The sequence below is a fragment of the Streptomyces sp. NPDC008086 genome (assembly GCF_042957325.1).
In the GTDB taxonomy this organism is placed as follows: domain Bacteria; phylum Actinomycetota; class Actinomycetes; order Streptomycetales; family Streptomycetaceae; genus Streptomyces.
The window spans coordinates 1-16,058 of record NZ_JBIBIA010000004.1; the positions used below are offsets into that span (position 1 = coordinate 1).

The 16,058-nt window shown below is 70.3% G+C and carries 20 protein-coding genes and 1 rRNA gene; 3 read left to right on the top strand and 18 right to left on the bottom strand.

Features of this window, described 5'->3' with window-relative positions:
• Positions 1-95, top strand: a 5S ribosomal RNA gene (gene rrf, locus ACFZBP_RS14245); the annotation flags it as partial.
• 116 nt (positions 96-211) lie between these two features.
• Here rrf and ACFZBP_RS14250 read toward each other — a convergent pair.
• From ACFZBP_RS14250 to ACFZBP_RS14270, 5 genes are read right to left on the bottom strand one after another with little or no spacing between them, the layout of a single operon-like run.
• Complete coding sequence (locus ACFZBP_RS14250) at positions 212-1,522, bottom strand: DUF58 domain-containing protein (RefSeq protein WP_391413073.1); 1,311 nt, start codon at positions 1,520-1,522, stop codon at positions 212-214.
• Positions 1,522-2,511, bottom strand: coding sequence for an AAA family ATPase (locus ACFZBP_RS14255; RefSeq protein ID WP_391414079.1), 990 nt, complete (start codon positions 2,509-2,511; stop codon positions 1,522-1,524). The genes ACFZBP_RS14250 and ACFZBP_RS14255 overlap by 1 nt, the downstream gene beginning before the upstream one ends.
• Positions 2,511-3,713, bottom strand: a complete 1,203-nt coding sequence (locus ACFZBP_RS14260) for a DUF4350 domain-containing protein (RefSeq protein WP_391413075.1) — start codon at positions 3,711-3,713, stop codon at positions 2,511-2,513. The genes ACFZBP_RS14255 and ACFZBP_RS14260 overlap by 1 nt, the downstream gene beginning before the upstream one ends.
• Complete coding sequence (locus ACFZBP_RS14265) at positions 3,710-4,519, bottom strand: DUF4129 domain-containing protein (RefSeq protein WP_391413078.1); 810 nt, start codon at positions 4,517-4,519, stop codon at positions 3,710-3,712. The genes ACFZBP_RS14260 and ACFZBP_RS14265 overlap by 4 nt, the downstream gene beginning before the upstream one ends.
• A gap of 4 nt (positions 4,520-4,523) precedes the next feature.
• Positions 4,524-5,849 carry a glycerophosphoryl diester phosphodiesterase membrane domain-containing protein gene (locus ACFZBP_RS14270; RefSeq protein WP_391413080.1) on the bottom strand — a complete coding sequence of 442 codons (1,326 nt, stop codon included), beginning with the start codon at positions 5,847-5,849 and terminating at the stop codon, positions 4,524-4,526.
• Between the two features lie 140 nt (positions 5,850-5,989).
• Between ACFZBP_RS14270 and mtnA the strand changes: the two genes are divergently transcribed.
• Entirely contained in the window at positions 5,990-7,141 is a 1,152-nt protein-coding gene (gene mtnA, locus ACFZBP_RS14275; protein ID WP_391413083.1) for an S-methyl-5-thioribose-1-phosphate isomerase, read from the top strand.
• 243 nt (positions 7,142-7,384) lie between these two features.
• Here the strand turns inward: mtnA and ACFZBP_RS14280 are convergent, their stop codons facing one another.
• The 13 genes from ACFZBP_RS14280 to ACFZBP_RS14340 all read right to left on the bottom strand — a co-directional run bounded on the left by ACFZBP_RS14280 (position 7,385) and on the right by ACFZBP_RS14340 (position 14,702).
• On the bottom strand, positions 7,385-8,593 hold the full coding sequence (locus ACFZBP_RS14280; protein ID WP_391413085.1) for a tyrosine-type recombinase/integrase: 1,209 nt from the start codon (positions 8,591-8,593) through the stop codon (positions 7,385-7,387).
• Positions 8,593-8,781, bottom strand: a complete 189-nt coding sequence (locus ACFZBP_RS14285; RefSeq protein ID WP_391413087.1) for a helix-turn-helix domain-containing protein — start codon at positions 8,779-8,781, stop codon at positions 8,593-8,595. The genes ACFZBP_RS14280 and ACFZBP_RS14285 overlap by 1 nt, the downstream gene beginning before the upstream one ends.
• Positions 8,778-10,262: a replication initiator gene (locus ACFZBP_RS14290; RefSeq protein ID WP_391413089.1), complete on the bottom strand. Its 1,485-nt coding sequence runs from the start codon at positions 10,260-10,262 to the stop codon at positions 8,778-8,780. Before ACFZBP_RS14290 ends, ACFZBP_RS14285 begins: the two co-directional genes overlap by 4 nt.
• On the bottom strand, positions 10,259-10,957 hold the full coding sequence (locus ACFZBP_RS14295) for a DNA methylase (protein ID WP_391413091.1): 699 nt from the start codon (positions 10,955-10,957) through the stop codon (positions 10,259-10,261). Before ACFZBP_RS14295 ends, ACFZBP_RS14290 begins: the two co-directional genes overlap by 4 nt.
• On the bottom strand, positions 10,954-11,124 hold the full coding sequence (locus ACFZBP_RS14300; protein WP_391413093.1) for a hypothetical protein: 171 nt from the start codon (positions 11,122-11,124) through the stop codon (positions 10,954-10,956). Before ACFZBP_RS14300 ends, ACFZBP_RS14295 begins: the two co-directional genes overlap by 4 nt.
• 5 nt (positions 11,125-11,129) lie before the next feature.
• Positions 11,130-11,312: a hypothetical protein gene (locus ACFZBP_RS14305; protein WP_391413095.1), complete on the bottom strand. Its 183-nt coding sequence runs from the start codon at positions 11,310-11,312 to the stop codon at positions 11,130-11,132.
• Positions 11,313-11,406: 94 nt separating this feature from the next.
• The gene (locus tag ACFZBP_RS14310) at positions 11,407-11,721 is read right to left on the bottom strand and encodes a SpdD protein (RefSeq protein WP_391413097.1); all 315 of its coding nucleotides are present in this window, start codon (positions 11,719-11,721) and stop codon (positions 11,407-11,409) included.
• Positions 11,722-11,745: 24 nt separating this feature from the next.
• Positions 11,746-11,901 carry a hypothetical protein gene (locus ACFZBP_RS14315; RefSeq protein WP_391413099.1) on the bottom strand — a complete coding sequence of 52 codons (156 nt, stop codon included), beginning with the start codon at positions 11,899-11,901 and terminating at the stop codon, positions 11,746-11,748.
• Between the two features lie 14 nt (positions 11,902-11,915).
• Entirely contained in the window at positions 11,916-12,104 is a 189-nt protein-coding gene (locus ACFZBP_RS14320) for a mobile element transfer protein (RefSeq protein WP_048585266.1), read from the bottom strand.
• Positions 12,105-12,123: 19 nt separating this feature from the next.
• Positions 12,124-12,795, bottom strand: a complete 672-nt coding sequence (locus tag ACFZBP_RS14325; protein WP_391413104.1) for a DUF2637 domain-containing protein — start codon at positions 12,793-12,795, stop codon at positions 12,124-12,126.
• Between the two features lie 75 nt (positions 12,796-12,870).
• A complete protein-coding gene (locus ACFZBP_RS14330; protein WP_391413106.1) occupies positions 12,871-13,038 on the bottom strand; it encodes a hypothetical protein in 168 nt (55 codons plus the stop codon).
• A 12-nt stretch (positions 13,039-13,050) separates the two neighbouring features.
• The gene (locus ACFZBP_RS14335; RefSeq protein WP_391413108.1) at positions 13,051-14,370 is read right to left on the bottom strand and encodes an FtsK/SpoIIIE domain-containing protein; all 1,320 of its coding nucleotides are present in this window, start codon (positions 14,368-14,370) and stop codon (positions 13,051-13,053) included.
• A gap of 2 nt (positions 14,371-14,372) precedes the next feature.
• Positions 14,373-14,702 (bottom strand): hypothetical protein, encoded by a 330-nt coding sequence (locus tag ACFZBP_RS14340; RefSeq protein WP_391413110.1) that lies wholly within the window; start codon positions 14,700-14,702, stop codon positions 14,373-14,375.
• A 220-nt stretch (positions 14,703-14,922) separates the two neighbouring features.
• On the opposite strand from ACFZBP_RS14340, the gene ACFZBP_RS14345 reads away from it, so the two are divergent.
• Positions 14,923-15,660, top strand: coding sequence for a UTRA domain-containing protein (locus tag ACFZBP_RS14345; RefSeq protein WP_391413113.1), 738 nt, complete (start codon positions 14,923-14,925; stop codon positions 15,658-15,660).
• Positions 15,661-16,058: the final 398 nt, after the last annotated feature.

The window sequence follows — 16,058 nt, forward strand, 5'->3', positions numbered from 1 at the left end:
AAACGCCCGGTTACATTCCGAACCCGGAAGCTAAGCCTTACAGCGCCGATGGTACTGCAGGGGGGACCCTGTGGGAGAGTAGGACGCCGCCGAACAAATTGTGAGAGAGCCCCCGGCCGGGGATACCGGTCCGGGGGCTTTCTGCATTTCCAGAGCCTGTGTCGGTTGGGCTAGGGGATCCCCGTAAGAAATCCCCTTTCAAGTCTCCTCGCTACAGGCGCCCTGCCGTCTTGAGGGCCAGATAGGCGTCTGCAAGGGCCGGCGCGAGATCCTCTGGTGTTGCGTCGACGACCGTAACGCCGTAGCGGCGCAGTTGTTCGGCCGTACGGTTGCGCTCGGTTTGGGCCTGGGCGGCTGCTGCGGCCTCGTACACGGCGTCCGTGTTTCCGCGTGCAGTTGCCATGCGTGCGATGTGGGGGTCCGCTACTGATGCCAGCAGGACTGTGTGGCGTTGGGTGAGCTGGACGAGGACCGGGAGCAGGCCCTCTTCGATCGGGGCCGCGTCCAGGGTCGTGAGGAGCACGATCAGGGAGTGGCGGGGGGCCGTACGGAGCGCCATGGCCGTAAGGCCTCGGGCGTCTGTTTCGACCAGCTCGGGTTCGAGTGTGGCCATTGCGTTGACCAGGGAGGGAAGGACGTCGCCTGCTGTGCGGCCCTGGACGAGGGCGCGTACTCGGCGGTCGTAGGCGAGGAGGTCCACGCGGTCGCCGGCTCGGGAGGCGAGGGCGGCCAGGAGGAGGGCTGCGTCCATGGAAGCGTCAAGGCGGGGTGCGTCGCCGACGCGGCCTGCCGAGGTTCGGCCGGTGTCGAGGACGAGGAGGATGTGGCGGTCGCGTTCGGGGCGCCAGGTGCGTACGGCGACTGTGGACTGGCGGGCTGTGGCGCGCCAGTCGATGGAGCGGGTGTCGTCGCCGGGGACGTATTCGCGCAGGCTGTCGAACTCTGTGCCTTCGCCGCGGGTGAGGACGCTGGTGCGGCCGTCGAGTTCGCGCAGGCGGGCCAGCTTGGACGGCAGGTGCTTGCGGCTGGTGAACGGGGGGAGGACCCGTACGGTCCAGGGGACCTTGTGGGCGGCTTGGCGGGAGAAGAGGCCCAGGGGGCCGGACGAGCGGATCGTCACGCGGTCGGCCTGGCGGTCGCCCCGGCGGGTGGGGCGTAGGCGGGTCGTGATGCGGCGGCGTTCGCCGGCGGGGACCGTGAGCCGGTGACGGGAGGCCGCCACTTCCGTGTCCGGCTGCCAGCTGCTGGGGGGCCAGGCGTCGCGGAGGTGGGCGCGGAGCGGGCGGTTGGACGGGTTGGTCACCGTGAGGGTGACGTCGGCCGTCTCGCCCAGGCGTACGGAGGTGTCGCCGGAGCGGGTGAGGCCGAGGCGTCGTACGGGGGCGGCCAGGGCGAAGTCGCAGGCGCAGGCCACCGCCAGGGGGGCGTTGACCGCGAGGATGCCTGTCCAGCTGGGGTCCCAGATGCCTACGGGGAGGGAGCCTAGGGCCGCGAGGAGCGCGGCGCGTCCGGTGAGGGCCATCAGCGGGGGACGGGGACGTGGGCGAGGATCGCGTTGATCACGGAGTCGGCGGTGACGCCTTCCATCTCGGCCTCGGGGCGGAGTTGTACGCGGTGGCGGAGGGTGGGAAGGGCCAGGGCCTTCACGTCGTCGGGGATGACGTAGTCACGGCCGGTCAGCCAGGCCCAGGCGCGGGCGGTGGCGAGGAGGGCCGTGGCGCCGCGGGGGGAGACTCCCAGGGTGAGGGAAGGCGATTCGCGGGTGGCTCGGCAGATGTCGACCACGTAGGCGGTGATCTCCGGGGAGACGGTGGTCTTGGCCACCGCTGCGCGGGCTGCCTCCAGGTCCGCGGGGCCTGCTACGGGGCGTACGCCGGCGGCGCGCAGGTCGCGCGGGTTGAATCCTTCGGCGTGGCGGGTGAGGACGTCGATCTCGTCCTGGCGGGAGGGGAGGGGGATGGTGAGTTTGAGGAGGAAACGGTCCAGCTGGGCTTCGGGGAGGGGGTATGTGCCCTCGTACTCCACCGGGTTCTGCGTTGCCGCGACGAGGAACGGGTCGGGGAGCGGGCGGGGGGTGCCGTCGACCGTGACCTGGCGTTCCTCCATGGCCTCCAGGAGGGAGGACTGGGTCTTGGGGGGCGTCCGGTTGATCTCGTCCGCGAGGAGAAGGTTGGTGAAGACCGGGCCGGGCTGGAAGGAGAACTCGGCGGTGCGGGTGTCGTAGACGAGGGAGCCCGTCACGTCGCTCGGCATGAGGTCGGGGGTGAACTGGACGCGCTTGGTGTCGAGTTCGAGTGCGGATGCGAGGGCGCGGACGAGCAACGTCTTGGCGACCCCGGGGACTCCTTCGAGCAGTACGTGTCCGCGGCAGAGGAGGGCGACGACGAGGCCGGTCACTGCGGGGTCCTGGCCGACCACGGCTTTGGCGATCTCGGCGCGCAGGGCCTCCAGGGAGGCGCGGGCGGTGCCCGGGTCCCCGGTGGTCCCGGCGTTGTCAGTGGTCGGGTCCATCATGGACGGCGTACCTCTCTTTCGAGGGTGTCGAGTTGGTCGGCGAGGGCGACGAGTGCTGTGTCGTCGCTGGGCGGTGGGCCGAAGAGGAGGGTGTGCAGGGCCTGTCCGTCTCCGTGGTGGTGGAGGTGGGCGGACAGGGCGGGGAGCAGGGCCTCGGGCGTGTGGGCCTGAGTGACGGGGACACCTACGAGGGGGGCGAGGCGCGTGCGGGTGGTGGAGCGAAGAGCGGCGGCCGCGCGGTCGCGGGCGTTGGATTTGCGGTAGAGGCGGGCGCGGCCTTCGACGGTTTCGGAGGCGCGGATCGCCACGGGGAGCTTTTCGGGCACCAGGGGGCCGAGTCGGCGTGCCCTCCAGAGGGCGGCCAGGGCTGCGGCGATGAAGAGCTGGAGTGTGCCCCAGAGCCAGCCCGAGGGGAGCAGGTCGAAGAAGCTGCGTTCGTCGTCCGCGTCGGCGGCCGACGAGTCGGAGAGCGAGGGGAGGTACCAGACCAAGTGAGGGCGGGAACCGAGGAGTTGGAGGGCGAGCGAGGCGTTGCCCTGCTCGTCGAGGTGGTCGTTGTAGAGGATGTCGGGCGCGCCGAGGACGACGGTGTCGCCGCCCTCGGTCGGGTCCGGGATGCGCAGGAGGGTGGCCAGGCGCTCGCTGGGGTAGCACTCGTCGGCGTCGAGGTGGGTGGTGGTGTAGCGGACGCCGCCCAAATCGGCGGTGCCCGCGCGCTGGGCTGCGGGCAGGGCGCAGTCGGGGGCGAGTTCCGAGTCGAGGCTGGTGGCGGGGTCGGCGGTGACGCCGGGGGCGAGGCGCTCGACGGACCAGCTGCCGGGGGCGACGAGGAGGGTACGACCGCCTGTGCCGGCGGTGGACGTGCGCAGCCAGGTTTGTTGACGGTGCGTCAGCAGGTCGGGGGCGGCGACCAGGAGGGTGGTGTCCGGGGCGGCCGCGGCGCGCGCCTCGTCGAGGGTGGTGACCACGCGGGTGTCGACGCCGCGGTCGGCGAGGAGTTCGGCGACCGCTCGGCTGCCTCTGGGGTCGGCGGAGCGGGGGTCGAGGGTGCCGTGCCGGGCGTCGGAGCGGATCGTGGCGATCACGACGGCCGCCACGAGCAGGAGGACGGCGGCGGCGACGATGCCTCGTGTGCGGGTCCACAGCTGGCGTGCGGTGGGCGAGGCCGAGGTGGACGGGAGCGTGGCCTCGGTGGTCATTCGGCGGCTCCCTGGCGGGCGTCGGGGGCCGTGCTCGGGGTGCTGCTCGCGAGCTGGGGCTTGCTGCTCTCCAGGGCGCGGTCGAGTTCCGCGATGCGTTGGTACGCCTGCTGGGTCGCGGTTCTGCCGCCGTATGTCACGTCGTCGAAGTCCCGGGCCGCGGCGCGCAGTCGGTCTGTGTGGGAGGGCAGTGAGCGGCCTGCTTCGGCGGCGGCCTCGTCTGCGGTGCGGCCGGGGCGGACGTCGAGAAGTGCGCGTTCCTCGAGGGAGCGGACGATGGCGCGCATACGTTCCTGGACGGCCTGGTTCCAGTGGCCCTGGGAGGCGTGTGCCTCGGCGGCGGCGCGGTGTTCGGCGGCGCTGCGGGGGCGGTCGTCGAACAGGGCGGCGGAGGAGGCGGGTTGGCGGCGCGGGATGCCCAGGCGCCACCACAGGGCGCCGAGGACGGCCACGATGACCAGGATGACGACGACCAGGCCGAGTGGTCCTCCGGGCGCCACGGTGGAGGCACTGCTGAACAGGTCCTCCACCCAGCCCCAGAAGGCGTCCAGGGCGCGCTGGAACCAGCTGGGGTCGTTCTCGTGGTACATGCCCTTGGACAGCTCACGCCGGGCCGCCTCCCGCGCGGGGTCGCGCGGGATGGTCAGTGGCGGCTCGTCGTCCGAGCGGGCCAGCAGCGCCGGTACGGAGGTGTCGCCGATGCGCGGCAGCAGCCGTACGGATGCGTCGCCGACGCCGAGCAGTGCGCGTGCGGCCGTGTCCGGCAGCGCTGACGCTGTCGTGAGAAATCCCCCCGCCAAGCTCACCTGTTCAGCTCCCCGGGGTGCCCGTGCCGTAGTCCTGGACGCCGGCTGCTCGGGCGAGTTCGAGGTCGAGGGCCTCGCGGCGAATGCGCTGGTCGATGTAGAGCAGGACGGTGACGCCGGCGGTGATCGGGAACGTGATCATGGAGCCGATCACCGAGCCGACGCCGCTGATGATGAGGAACGTCCAGCCGAATTCGGTGGTGCCGTTGAGGAAGCTGGCGGCGCCGTCGCCGCTGACGGCGCCGGCGAGGAACGTGAAGGGGATGACGACGATCGCCGCGATGACGTTCGCGATGATCGTGGCGAGCAACTGGATGCCGAAGACGCGCCACCACGAGCCGCGGACCAGCTTCGCGGAGCGGCTCAGGGACTTCGTGATGCCCTGCTTCTCCAGCATCAGCGCGGGCGAGGCGAGCGAGAAGCGGAACCACAGCCACAGCGCGACGATGCCGGCGCCGATGATGCCGAAGACGGTGAGTGCTCCGCCCGCCGCGCCGGCGCCCGTGGCGGCCACGAGGATGCCGGGCACGGCGCCCGCGAGCAGCACACCGAAGACGATGAGCAGCAGCAGGAAGAGCAGGCCGAAGAGTTGGGGCACCTGCGGGCGGGCGTCGCGCCAGGCCTCGCCGGTGGACACCGACTTGCCGAGCACCGCGCGGCTGGTGACCGTCGTCAGCAGGGCGGTCGCGATGATCGCGCCGATCACCGAGATCAGGAGGATCACGCTGGAGCTGATCAGGGCGTCACCGGTGGCGCGGGTCAGTTCGCTGAGGGTGGCGTTCGGGTCGTCCAGGGCCTCGGTGTCGAGGCGGTCGCTCAGGACGAGGCCCTGGACGAGGATGACGAGGATCTCCGTGACGACCGCGACGGTCAGGGAGATGCCGAGGACCGTGCGCCAGTAGGTGCGCATGGTGGAGACCGCGCCGTCGAGGATCTCGCCGACGCCGAGCGGGCGCAGCGGGATCACGCCGGGCTTGGCAGCGGGCGGCGGGCCGCCCCAGCCGCTGCCCCAGGGGCCGTGGCCCGGGCCGCCGTAGCCCGGGTGGCCGCCGCCGGGGCCGGGGCCGGTGGGAGGGTGGGCTCCCCAGCCCGGGCCGGGCGGTGGTGGGGGTGGCGGGGTCTGGCCGGGCGACTGGGGCGCTGTCGGGGCGGACCACTGGCCGGGGGGCGGTTGGCCCTTGGACCACTTCGGGCCGGAGTCCTGTGGGTCCGTTCCCGGCTGCTGCGCGGGGTCGGGACGGTCTGCGGGCTCGGCAGGGCCGGACGCGCCGGGTTCCTGTCCGTCGGACGCGGCGGATCCGGGCGAGGCCCAGCCCGGCGTGTCTTTCATCGTCGCTCCTTCAAGGTGCCCGTCCGCGGTCGCGGCGGCAGGTTGGCAGCCATCGTGCCATGGGGTGGTCGGGGACGTACCGGCCGCGGTATGGGCTGGACACCTTCAATTGTCCGCCGGACAAGGGGCAGACTGACCATATGGCTGATCAGTACGCGCAATCCGGCGAGGACGGCAGGCCGAAGGAGATTCCGGCGATCCGGTGGGACGAACCACCTGAAGGCCCCGTACTGGTCCTTCTCGACCAGACGAGACTGCCGGCCGAGGAGGTCGAGCTGGTCTGTACGGACGCGCCCGTGCTGGTCGAGGCGATCCGTTCGCTGGCCGTGCGCGGGGCGCCGTTGCTCGGGATCGCCGGGGCGTACGGTGTCGCGCTCGCCGCCGCGCGGGGCTTCGACGTGGATGACGCGGCGGAAGCGCTCGCGGGTGCCCGGCCCACCGCGGTGAACCTTGCTGTCGGTGTGCGCAGGGCTCAGGACGCGTACCGGGGCGAGCTCGCCAGGAGCGGGGACGTGGAGCGGGCGGCCGCCGCGGCGCTGGGTGCGGCGCGGGCGCTGCACGCGGAGGACGCCGAGGCCAGCGTACGGATGGCGGAGCGAGGGCTGGCGCTGCTGGACGAACTGCTGCCGGGCGGTGGACACCGCATCCTCACGCACTGCAATACCGGGGCGCTGGTGTCGGGCGGTGAGGGCACGGCGTTCGCGGTGGCGCTCGCGGCGCACCGGGCCGGGCGGCTGCGGCGGTTGTGGGTGGACGAGACGCGGCCGTTGCTGCAAGGGGCCCGGCTGACGGCGTACGAGGCGGCGCGCAGCGGCATGGCGTACACGTTGCTCACGGACAACGCGGCGGGCTCGCTGTTCGCGGCCGGTGAGGTGGACGCGGTGCTGATCGGGGCGGACCGTATCGCGGCCGACGGCTCGGTGGCGAACAAGGTGGGGAGTTATCCGCTGGCGGTGCTGGCGCGCTACCACCATGTGCCGTTCATCGTGGTGGCACCGCTGACGACGGTGGATCTGGACACGGCGGACGGGGTGTCCATCGAGGTCGAGCAGCGTCCGGGGTTCGAGGTGACCGAGATCGCCGCGCCTCAGGCGCCGGTGGCGGGAGGGGAGCCGGGCGGCGGGATTCCGGTGGCTCCGCTGGGGACCCAGGCGTACAACCCGGCGTTCGACGTGACGCCGCCCGAGCTGGTGACGGCGATCGTCACCGAGGAGGGGGCCGTGTCGCCTGTGACGGGTGAGGCGTTGGCCGAGTTGTGCGCCAGGTCGCGGTACGTCACGCGGACGTTCTGAGGCGGATATCGGATTCACAGGTCGGGCGAAATGGGGCGAACCCGTGCATTGGTCACGCCCTGTGATGTGGCCGAGGGCAGACAGTGGTGACGGCGTACGACTAAGGTCACTGGCCGGTGACCTACCTCACCTGAGCCTTCGCCACTGTTATGAGAATGGGATGCTCTCGCCCTGATCAACGGAAACGGCCCCTCTACCTGCGGCGATGCGCGAGGAGAGGGGCCGTGACATCCAATGGCTACATCAAGCGGCGGGTTCCAGGCCCGATGAAGCCTCCAGTTCCCGGAGCCGCGATGGCTGGCGGAGCAGCCTGTCAAGCTGGCCCACTGCCTCGATCACGTCAGGGTCCAGAGCCTCAGCGTAGATGTCCAGGGTCGTTGCGATCCGGCTGTGACGCAGGATTGCCTTGACGATTCTCGGGTGGACCCGGAGGTGGACCAAGAGCGTCCCGCAGGACTTGCGCAGACCTTTGGGGTTCATCTTGCCGAGGCCCTCCCGCTTGATGATCCGGTCCAGGACCAGGTAGAGGTGCGCCGGCGTGAGCGGACGACCGGTCCGAGTCACGAACACGTGCTTCTCTGGATCTTCAAACCAGTGACGCCCCCTGCTGATCGCATCCTCGCGCAGCACGACGGTGCGCATCCGCGTCCAGCGCAGGGGCGCGATGCACTGGGCCGGCAACGGTAGGGGGGCCTTGGAGGTCTCAGTCTTGAGTTCCGCGTCGTCGATCGTGCCGGCGCTGCTGCGTTGGCGCTGCTGTTCCACCCAGATGATCCGGTTATCAAGATCGATGTTCTCCCAGCGCAGCCCGCACACCTCAGCCCGGCGCAGGCCCAGGAGACAGAGCAGCAGGAAAGCCGGGTAGTACGGCGTAAGGCGTCGAGCCGCAGCAAGGAAGCGCAGCACCGCCACAGCGTCCCAGCTCTTCCCGCTGTCTGTGGTCGCCCGTACGTGGACGAGCTTGGCCACGTTCCGGGTCAGCCCGATGTCTTCGACCATCGCGGCCGTGAGCGCCGCCGAGAGGACCCGCAGAGCCCGCTTGGCGGTCTTGACTCCTTCGTCCTGTGCGAGCGCCTGGATGGCCCCTCGCAGCTCCCTGACGCCGAGCTTCAGCATGACCTTGGAACCCAGCCGCGGGCGAAGATGATGACGAACCGCCGTCTCGTACGCGCGATAGCTGTTCCCGGCGAGATTCGGCTTCACGATGATCTCTAGCCAGTAGTCGAACCACTGACCCAAGGTCATGTCCCGCGTGGGGGTGGGGATGCCCCCCTTCGCACGCTCGATCAGTTCGCGACGCTTCTGGTCGCACTCATCGAAGGTGCTGCCGTACGCGTACTTCCGCTTCGTGGTGCCGTCCGGCTGAGGGACGTACACCGCAGCCTGGTACCGGCCGTCACTGCGCTTCGTGACGGTTCCCGATCCGTTGGGGTTGCGCTTGCGCGGAGGCATCAGGAAGCCTCCTCAAGCCGGGTGCGGATGTAGTCCTGAACAGCACTTTCCGGTATGCGCCGACACCGGCCCTCCGTGAACGACGCGAGCCGCTTCGAGCGAATCAGGTCATATACCTTCGAGCGGCTGTACTTGAGCCTGCCCATGACCTCAGGCACCGTGAGCAGCACCGGAACAGCGGTGGTCATGCGCAGGCTCCTTCCCGGTCGAGCAGGGCGGGGAGTTCCTCGCGTGCGATCTCACGGTTGTGTCGGATGTCGCGGTGGATGTTGGCGGCGAGCCAGGATTCGCCGGGGGTGTGGCCGTGGCCGGCGTAGGTCCAGTGGGCGAGGGTGAGCGTGGTTGCCTCCGGGTTGTCGTCGGGGTCGGGCAGGCCGATGGCTTGGCGTTGCTGGGCTGCGCGGTAGTCGGCGCGGACCTGGCGCAGTGCGCCGAGGGTGGTGGAGTAGCGGCGGGACTTGGTGGAGAAGTGGCCGCGAAAGCCGAGCATGTGAGCCCAGCGGGCGAGCTGCCGTTCGCGGTAGAGGGGCTGGAGGTCGATGCATGCGGTCATCAGGCGCCGGGCGTGCTCGGGGATCTCCAGGCGGGCGAGGTCTTCGCCGAGCCCGGTGCCCTGGCAGGTGGTGCAGCGGCCCAGTGCGGAGCCGGCGCGGTCGTAGCGGGGGCAACGGCCGGTGCCCCGGCAGGTGCGGCAGTGCACGGGTGCGTCCGTGGCGCCGGTGGTCTCGGCTGCTTTGGTGGCGTACTTGGCCACGTAGGAGGCGACGGCCAGTTCGGTGATCTCGGAGCCGTCCCCGAAGGCCTTCACCGGGCGTACGTCGAGCTGGGTGCCCCACCGCAGGGTGCGGGCAGGCTGGCCTTCGGCCGGGGGCACGTCAACCCCGACGCGGGCGGCGGCGGCACGGATTGCGTTGGTGAGCAGTTCGAGGGTGGCCCAGGCCGGCGGCGGATCGTCGGGCCCGTCTGGTCCGTCGAAGCGGATCACGGCGTGGAAGTGGACGGCTCCGCGCTTCTGGTATTCGGCGACCTTGCCGAAGGAGACGCGGGACTGTTCGCGGGCTTCCCTCTGGGTCAGGCCGGCATGGCGGGCGATCTCGCGGCGGAGGTAGATCGTGAAGTAGCGCCACAGGTCGGAGGCGTGGTTGTTCCACAGCACGGCGCCCACGTAGTCGTACGACTCGACTTCGAGCGCGGTGCCGAGTGCGGGATCGTCCTCGCGGTGGCGGGCTCCGCAGCGGCAGGGGCGGGTGCCGGGGCGGTTGTGGACCGGGCCGAAGGACGGGGCGGTGAGGGTGGCGAAGACGCGGGGGTGATCCCGGATGGTGTGCGGGGTGCCCTTGGCGGGGTCGCCGACGAGTCCGGCGCGGATGAGGTGGAAGGTGTCGCCGGCGTAGGTCCAGGCGCAGGAGGGGCAGCGCGAGGCACGGCGGTTGCCGCACGCAACGCGGAGCATGCCGCCGGGCTCCTGGGTGGTGCTGTAGGCGTGCAGCACGGTGCCGGTGGCCGGGTCGAGGGTCTTGGTCTGGCCGACGAGGCGGATCGGGTCGGAGCAGCCGCCGGTGCGCTTGATCTGCTCTTGCCAGCGGTCGAAGTCGGCCGAACCGGCCACCCTCAGCACGTCGGCGAGGGTGGCCGGGTCGAGACCCGCCAGGGTGGCGGCGTTGTTCACGCGAGCACCTCCTGACGAGCTGTCAGGAAGGCGGTGCCGATCCAACGGGTGTAGGCGGGCGGGATCGCCTCGGTCAGTTCCTCGGGAACGTCGGTCCAGGTGATCCCCATGGCCTGCTGCATCTCGGGCACGGAAGCCTTGCCGCCACCGTCCCCGTACGCGGCCACATAGGGACCGTCGCGGTAGACGCCGTGGCGCCAGCCACGCACGTAGCCCCGATGGCGGGGATGGGGCGGCTTCAAGACCCCCCAGCGGCCCAACTCGAAGTTGCGGTGGCGCAGCACGCCGAGGCCGAACATCTCACCGCACAGCGTGAGGTCTTTGCGGATCTTGGCCTTGCCGTTGGGCTGCTCCATCACGTACGGCAGACCCGTCCGGTCGAGGAGAGCGCGAGTAGGGGCCACGAGATCTTCGTGCGGACTGCCCCAGCCCTGGGACTGATTGGTGCCCACGGTCAGGGCGCAGCCGGCCTGGCAGGGTGGGGAGGCGTGCACGAGCGTGTACCGCTCGATGTCGCCCGTGGCGATCAGGTGGGCGAGGTACTCCAGCGCGTCGCCCCGGTGGTAGTCGAAGGGGTAGTTCGTGCGGTCGGCGATGTCGCAGCCGTCGACCTCGAACCCGGCACGGTGATATCCCACAGCGGCTCCGCCGGCGCAGGAGAACAAGTCCAGGACGCGCGCTCGGGTAGTAGTCACTTGCCCTCCTCCTGGACGGTGTGGCGGTCGATCCAGTCCTCCGCGCAGACCTTGTGCACGGCCTTGCCCCGGTCGGAGCGCAGCGGGGTGGGCTTGGTGCAGATCACGCAGGGCTGATCACCTGTGGGGTCGTAGTGCTCGGGAGAACGCCAGTTCAGGAGGGCCACGGCAGTCACCGCCCCGTGCCAGCCACGACTGACGCGGGCTTGGCGTGGCCCGTGCCGTTGCAGGCGCGGCAGTCGACGATGAGGGTGGCGCGGGTGCCGTCGGCTGCACGGGCGCCGGTGGTGATCGCGGCCGTGGCGAAGCCGTGGCAGTCACGACAGATGGGCGTGTTCTGGGCGCGCTGAGGCATGATGGGGCTTCCCTTTCGGGTCCGTTGGATCAGGAATGGGTGCAGGCGCCCGGAGCGGCGGAAGTTTGGCGACCGAGGCCGCTCCGGGGGCCGTTTAGCGCTGGTTGTTGAAGTCCTTGAGCATCGAGCGGAGGACGACGGCGACCACGGCCACCGACATGCCGGTGATGGCGACCGCGAGCAGCAGCGAGACCAGGACGGCGCCGACGACGAGGACCACGGCGCCGCCGCCGGCGGCGAGGGCGAGCGCGCTGCCGGGGGTGAGCTGAACGGTCGGCCGGTTCGCGACCGGGGCGACCGGGACCGGTGCCGGGGCGGACGGCTGGACGGGTGCCGGGGTGTGGACGGCCGGGGTCGTGGTCGTGGCGGGCGGGGCGGTGTCCTGAGGCGGGTACTTTGGGGTGAACACGGGTGGTGTCCCTTCGAGTCGGTGTTACTTGACGAGGGCGCCGACGGCGGGGCCGAGGAAGCTGCCAGCGACGAGGTAGCCCCCGAGGAGGAGCAGCACGACCAGCCACATGGGCGGGCGGGTGAGCTTGATACCGAGGTAGCCGACGACGATCACGGCGAGCCAGAGCGGAACGTCCATGACGGGGATGCCTCCTAGGCCTTGCAGCGGTGGGTGCGGGCGGCGAGTTCGGCGGCGGAGCGGTCGGTGTAGTCGGCGGAGAAGCCGCAGCCGGGGGCGGTGCAGGCGGCGGCGTGCTTGTCGCGGCCACGGCCGTCGTAGTAGGTGGCGACCTGCACGGGGCCGATGCGGATCTGGTCGCGGAAGCGGCGGTAGGCGGTCACGGGCGAACGTCCTTCCTGGTCAGGTGAGTTGGAGTTGAGCAGCGATTGCGTTGGCCATCGGGCCGGGAAGTCCGAGGCGGGTCGACAGAGCGTCGGCGGGCATCGGGGAACCGGTGGAAGCCTGGTGAGCGTCGGCGATCTTCCGGGCGTGATCGAGCAAGGCCACCGGCACCGTCGGCGCATCGACCGGAGTCGGTTCGGGTGCAGCGGCAGCGAGTTCCGGCACCGGGGCCGGGGCAGGCGCTTCGGGTTCGTCGGTGCGGTGCACTTCCACTTCCGGCACGGCCGGTTGCGCGACGGGGGCCGGGGGCGCCTGGTCCGCCGGGGTGTCGGTCGGCGAGTGGACGAGGAGAGTGCCGCCGAGGAAGGCCAGTGCGGGCCAGCCGGCGACGAGGATGCGCAGCCAGGCGGGCACGTGGTCCAGGTCGAGGAGTCCGGCGGTCGCGATGTTGGCGCCCAGTGAGGCGCACAGGGCGATGGTGAACCAGGTCCATGCGGAGCGGTCCCGGCGGGCGACGCGCAGGCGGCGCCAGGCGGCGACCAAGAGTAGGTCGACCGAGACGGGGTAGGCCCAGGCCTTCCAGCCGGACTGTCCGGCCGCGTGGGCAAGGTCGTGCAGGTGAGCGAAGGACAAAGCGCCGGCGATGACGGCCTGAATCAGGACTGCGTCCGGGCGGATCGAGCGGTTCATGATCTGCACCTCCCTTCGAGGGAGTCAGGCCAGGAGCGGGCGGGGATCTGGTCCGGCCGCCCGGCCCCGGCGGATTCAGTCGGTGGCTTCGCCGGAGCCCAGGCAGGTCAGGCAGATACCGGTCTGCTTGCCGACGGCACGGCGCTTGCGTCCGACGTGGACGGTGCGGGAGACCTCGCCGGTGCCCTTGCAGGTCGGGCACTTCGCCGGTTCGGCGGGCGCGGTGGTCTTGGGTGCGGCCATGGCGAGTGCTCCCTACTTGACCAGCGACGGGGCGCCGGCGGGCGCAGCAGGAACAGCCGGCCGGAACGGTGCGAGGAACGGCAGATCCGGCACCAGGTGCTCGAAGTCCCGGCAGACGGCGGCGACTTCGTCGCGCGAGACCTGCGGGGTACGGATCCGGCACCAGCCACCGGAAGCGTCCGTGGCAACGGCCGTGCCGGGACGGCTCGCGGGAATCACACAAGCGGCCGGCACTGCTGTCGGGGCGACGTCCTTCAGCCCCATCTCAGCGGTTTCCTTGTCATTGACCCGGTGCACGACACGGCCGGTGAGCTGAGCGCGGAGCATGGTGGCGCCCTTGCCCAGGTCGGAGCCGAAGCGCTGTCCGCAGATCTCCAGGTAGATGCCGACCGCACGAGCCATCTGTGCCAGCCGAATCAACGCCGTGACGATCCGCGTGCGGCGGTCCTCGTCTTCCTTGCGGGAGATCAGGAAGAGTTCCGCGATCTCGTCGACCAGGACCACGATCGGCGCCGGCCGGAGGTCTTCCGGCAGTTCCCAGATGTCCGAGGCGCCGTGCAGATGCAGCAGGTCAAAGCGGTCTTCCATCTCCGCGACCAGCACATCGGCCAGCGACGCGGCATCGTCCGGATCGGTCGCCAGGGCCGACAGACGCGGCGCGAACGCGGACTGTTCCACCCCGCGCTTGCAGTCCATGCCCACCAACGCCACCGGCAGTTGGGCCAGCCCCTTGATCAGGTTGCGCTGATACATCGACTTGCCGGAGCTGTTCGCGCCCAGGGTGAGCGCCATCGGTGCCTTGAGGTAGTCCCGCTCGAACGCGGTCCCGTCATCCCGCAGCGCGACCGGTACGGCCATGCCGTGAGGCTGAGCCTTGCGCGGCATCCGCACCCGGCGCAGCACGTCATAACCGGTCATCCGCAGCTCAACGAACCCCGGCTTCGTCACCACCACACGCACCGCGTGCACACCCCAGGCGTGCCGAAGACGCTCGGTGGAAGCGATCACGTCGGCGGGCTCCAGGCCGGCGGGAAGGCGCAGCGTGACCCGCAGACCGGTCGACGTGCCCCGAACCCGGCGGATCTTCGGCGCCACCGGCTGAACCTCGCGGCGGGCGACATTGCGCCCGAGGAACGCCCGCAGGCCGGACGGCTGCACCGTCAGACCGCACACGTCCATCGTCGAGCGGTACGAGTAGGCGAAGCGGCCCCACGTGGCGGGCATCCCGACCAGCGACCAGTACACGCGCGGCGCACGGTACTTCGCGTAGCCGACACCGCCGGCCCCCGCTAAGGCTCCCGTGGCCTCCAGCCACACCGTCCAGTCAGCCATGATCAGGCCGCCGGGGTGACCGCGACCGCGCGGAACGAGATGCCGTGTCGCTTCTGGCCGTTGAACTCGTTCTCCCAGTCACGCGCCTTCAGCCCGATGACCTTGACCGGCGTGCCCGGCACGAGCCCCTCGGGGAGGCCGGTCTCCGGCACGGTCACCTGGTAGAGGTTGCCCTCCCCCTCGTCCGAGACCAGCAGACCCACGGTCGAGAGACTCGCGTTGGTCTCCCGGTCCACGGCCCGCTCACCGGTCTTCTTGTTGACCATCTTCGGTTCGGGCGCAGTCGCCACGAACACCACAGCAGTCGACGTGTCGATCTTGAACGACGGCATGACGTCTCTTTTCACTCGGGTGCGAGCTAGGTTGCGCTCGCTCATCGCGTACTAGCTTGCGTCGAGGATGCGCGTACTAGTACGCGCTTGTCAAGCCCCTCCACCAGGCAGGCTTGAAGAGCATGGCTATGCCATGCCGTGCGGGGTACCGTGGAATGTGCGAGCTAGAACGCGTCGTGATCGGGAACTAGCACGCTCAGGAGGGAGAGGGAGAAGGAAGATGACACCGAAGGTGCAACGCGCCGCACCCCCGTTCATGCAGATCGCTGAGCACTTCCGCGTGAAGATCAAGGAGGGTCAGCTACCACAGGAAACGCGGCTCCCCTCGATCGCGGAGATTGCACGCGAGTGGGGGGTCGCCACCGCCACAGCGGCAAAGGCGATCAACAAGCTCCAGGACGAGGGATACGTACGGTCCTCATCGCAAGGGACCTTCGTGGACCTGGGCAGGAAGCTGACCAGCGGTCCGGATCGCCTTCAAATGCTGCGTGCAACAGGGAGCGGCTTCCGCAAGGGCGAGAGCGTCGAGATCCTGAGTGCCAGGTTGATCCCTGCTCCGGCACATGTCGCCGAAGGGTTGAAGATCAGCGAGGGGGACCAGGTAGTCCAGCGTCGACGTGTCTACCGCGACGATGACGGGGTGGTGGCTGTATCCACTTCGTACCTGGCCGGCGAACTTGCCGAAGCGGCCCCGGAGCTACTTGAAGTCGGCCCCCTGCCGAAGATGACCTTTGGTCTGATCGAAGATCGGACCGGTCGGCGCGCAGTTCGACGACGTGACGTAGTCGCCATGGCGCCAGTCCCCGAAGACATCGCCGCAGTGCTCGGTGTCGAAGCCGGGATGCAGGCCCTGACCATGACCAACCAGTACTCGGACCAAAACGGCGACCCGACCGAGTACGCCAAGGACTTCCTTGGAGCCGGGCGAGAACTCTCCGCCGAGTACACCCTCGATTGACCAACCAGGCGACGCAGCCACCTGTTACAGGTTTCTCTACCTCATCAAGGGCCCGCGCAAGCGCGGGCTGGCCCCTTGGGCCCGACCCCTCTGCGCCTACGGCGCCGGGGTCGTGCCCCTGGGGCCGCAAGCATGTTACGGCCCTGAGTAGAGACCTAACCGGGCAAGCCACGGTCACAACGAGCCTCCGGCGGGGGATCGGCCGGCACCGGGATGGAGGGGGCGCCGTTCGCGGCCGCGAGTCCGTAGTGGTGAGCGTGGGAGCTTCCATCCCGTCCGCCATCGACCCAGGCAGAGCCGAGCAGACGCGGCCCATGGCGTCCAGGTCGTTCGTACAGTGGCGCGCTCCACCTGGACGCCATGAACCACGCCCGCTCCACGGTGTGTGGGTCGACGGC

Coding starts and splice junctions, on each gene's coding strand:
- ACFZBP_RS14250 (WP_391413073.1), bottom strand. CDS start 1,522: ATGGCCCTCACCGGACGCGCCGCGCTCCTCGCGGCCCTAGGCTCCCTC.
- ACFZBP_RS14255 (WP_391414079.1), bottom strand. CDS start 2,511: ATGGACCCGACCACTGACAACGCCGGGACCACCGGGGACCCGGGCACC.
- ACFZBP_RS14260 (WP_391413075.1), bottom strand. CDS start 3,713: ATGACCACCGAGGCCACGCTCCCGTCCACCTCGGCCTCGCCCACCGCA.
- ACFZBP_RS14270 (WP_391413080.1), bottom strand. CDS start 5,849: ATGAAAGACACGCCGGGCTGGGCCTCGCCCGGATCCGCCGCGTCCGAC.
- mtnA (WP_391413083.1), top strand. CDS start 5,990: ATGGCTGATCAGTACGCGCAATCCGGCGAGGACGGCAGGCCGAAGGAG.
- ACFZBP_RS14280 (WP_391413085.1), bottom strand. CDS start 8,593: ATGCCTCCGCGCAAGCGCAACCCCAACGGATCGGGAACCGTCACGAAG.
- ACFZBP_RS14285 (WP_391413087.1), bottom strand. CDS start 8,781: ATGACCACCGCTGTTCCGGTGCTGCTCACGGTGCCTGAGGTCATGGGC.
- ACFZBP_RS14305 (WP_391413095.1), bottom strand. CDS start 11,312: ATGCCTCAGCGCGCCCAGAACACGCCCATCTGTCGTGACTGCCACGGC.
- ACFZBP_RS14315 (WP_391413099.1), bottom strand. CDS start 11,901: ATGGACGTTCCGCTCTGGCTCGCCGTGATCGTCGTCGGCTACCTCGGT.
- ACFZBP_RS14325 (WP_391413104.1), bottom strand. CDS start 12,795: ATGAACCGCTCGATCCGCCCGGACGCAGTCCTGATTCAGGCCGTCATC.
- ACFZBP_RS14330 (WP_391413106.1), bottom strand. CDS start 13,038: ATGGCCGCACCCAAGACCACCGCGCCCGCCGAACCGGCGAAGTGCCCG.
- ACFZBP_RS14335 (WP_391413108.1), bottom strand. CDS start 14,370: ATGGCTGACTGGACGGTGTGGCTGGAGGCCACGGGAGCCTTAGCGGGG.
- ACFZBP_RS14340 (WP_391413110.1), bottom strand. CDS start 14,702: ATGCCGTCGTTCAAGATCGACACGTCGACTGCTGTGGTGTTCGTGGCG.
- ACFZBP_RS14345 (WP_391413113.1), top strand. CDS start 14,923: ATGACACCGAAGGTGCAACGCGCCGCACCCCCGTTCATGCAGATCGCT.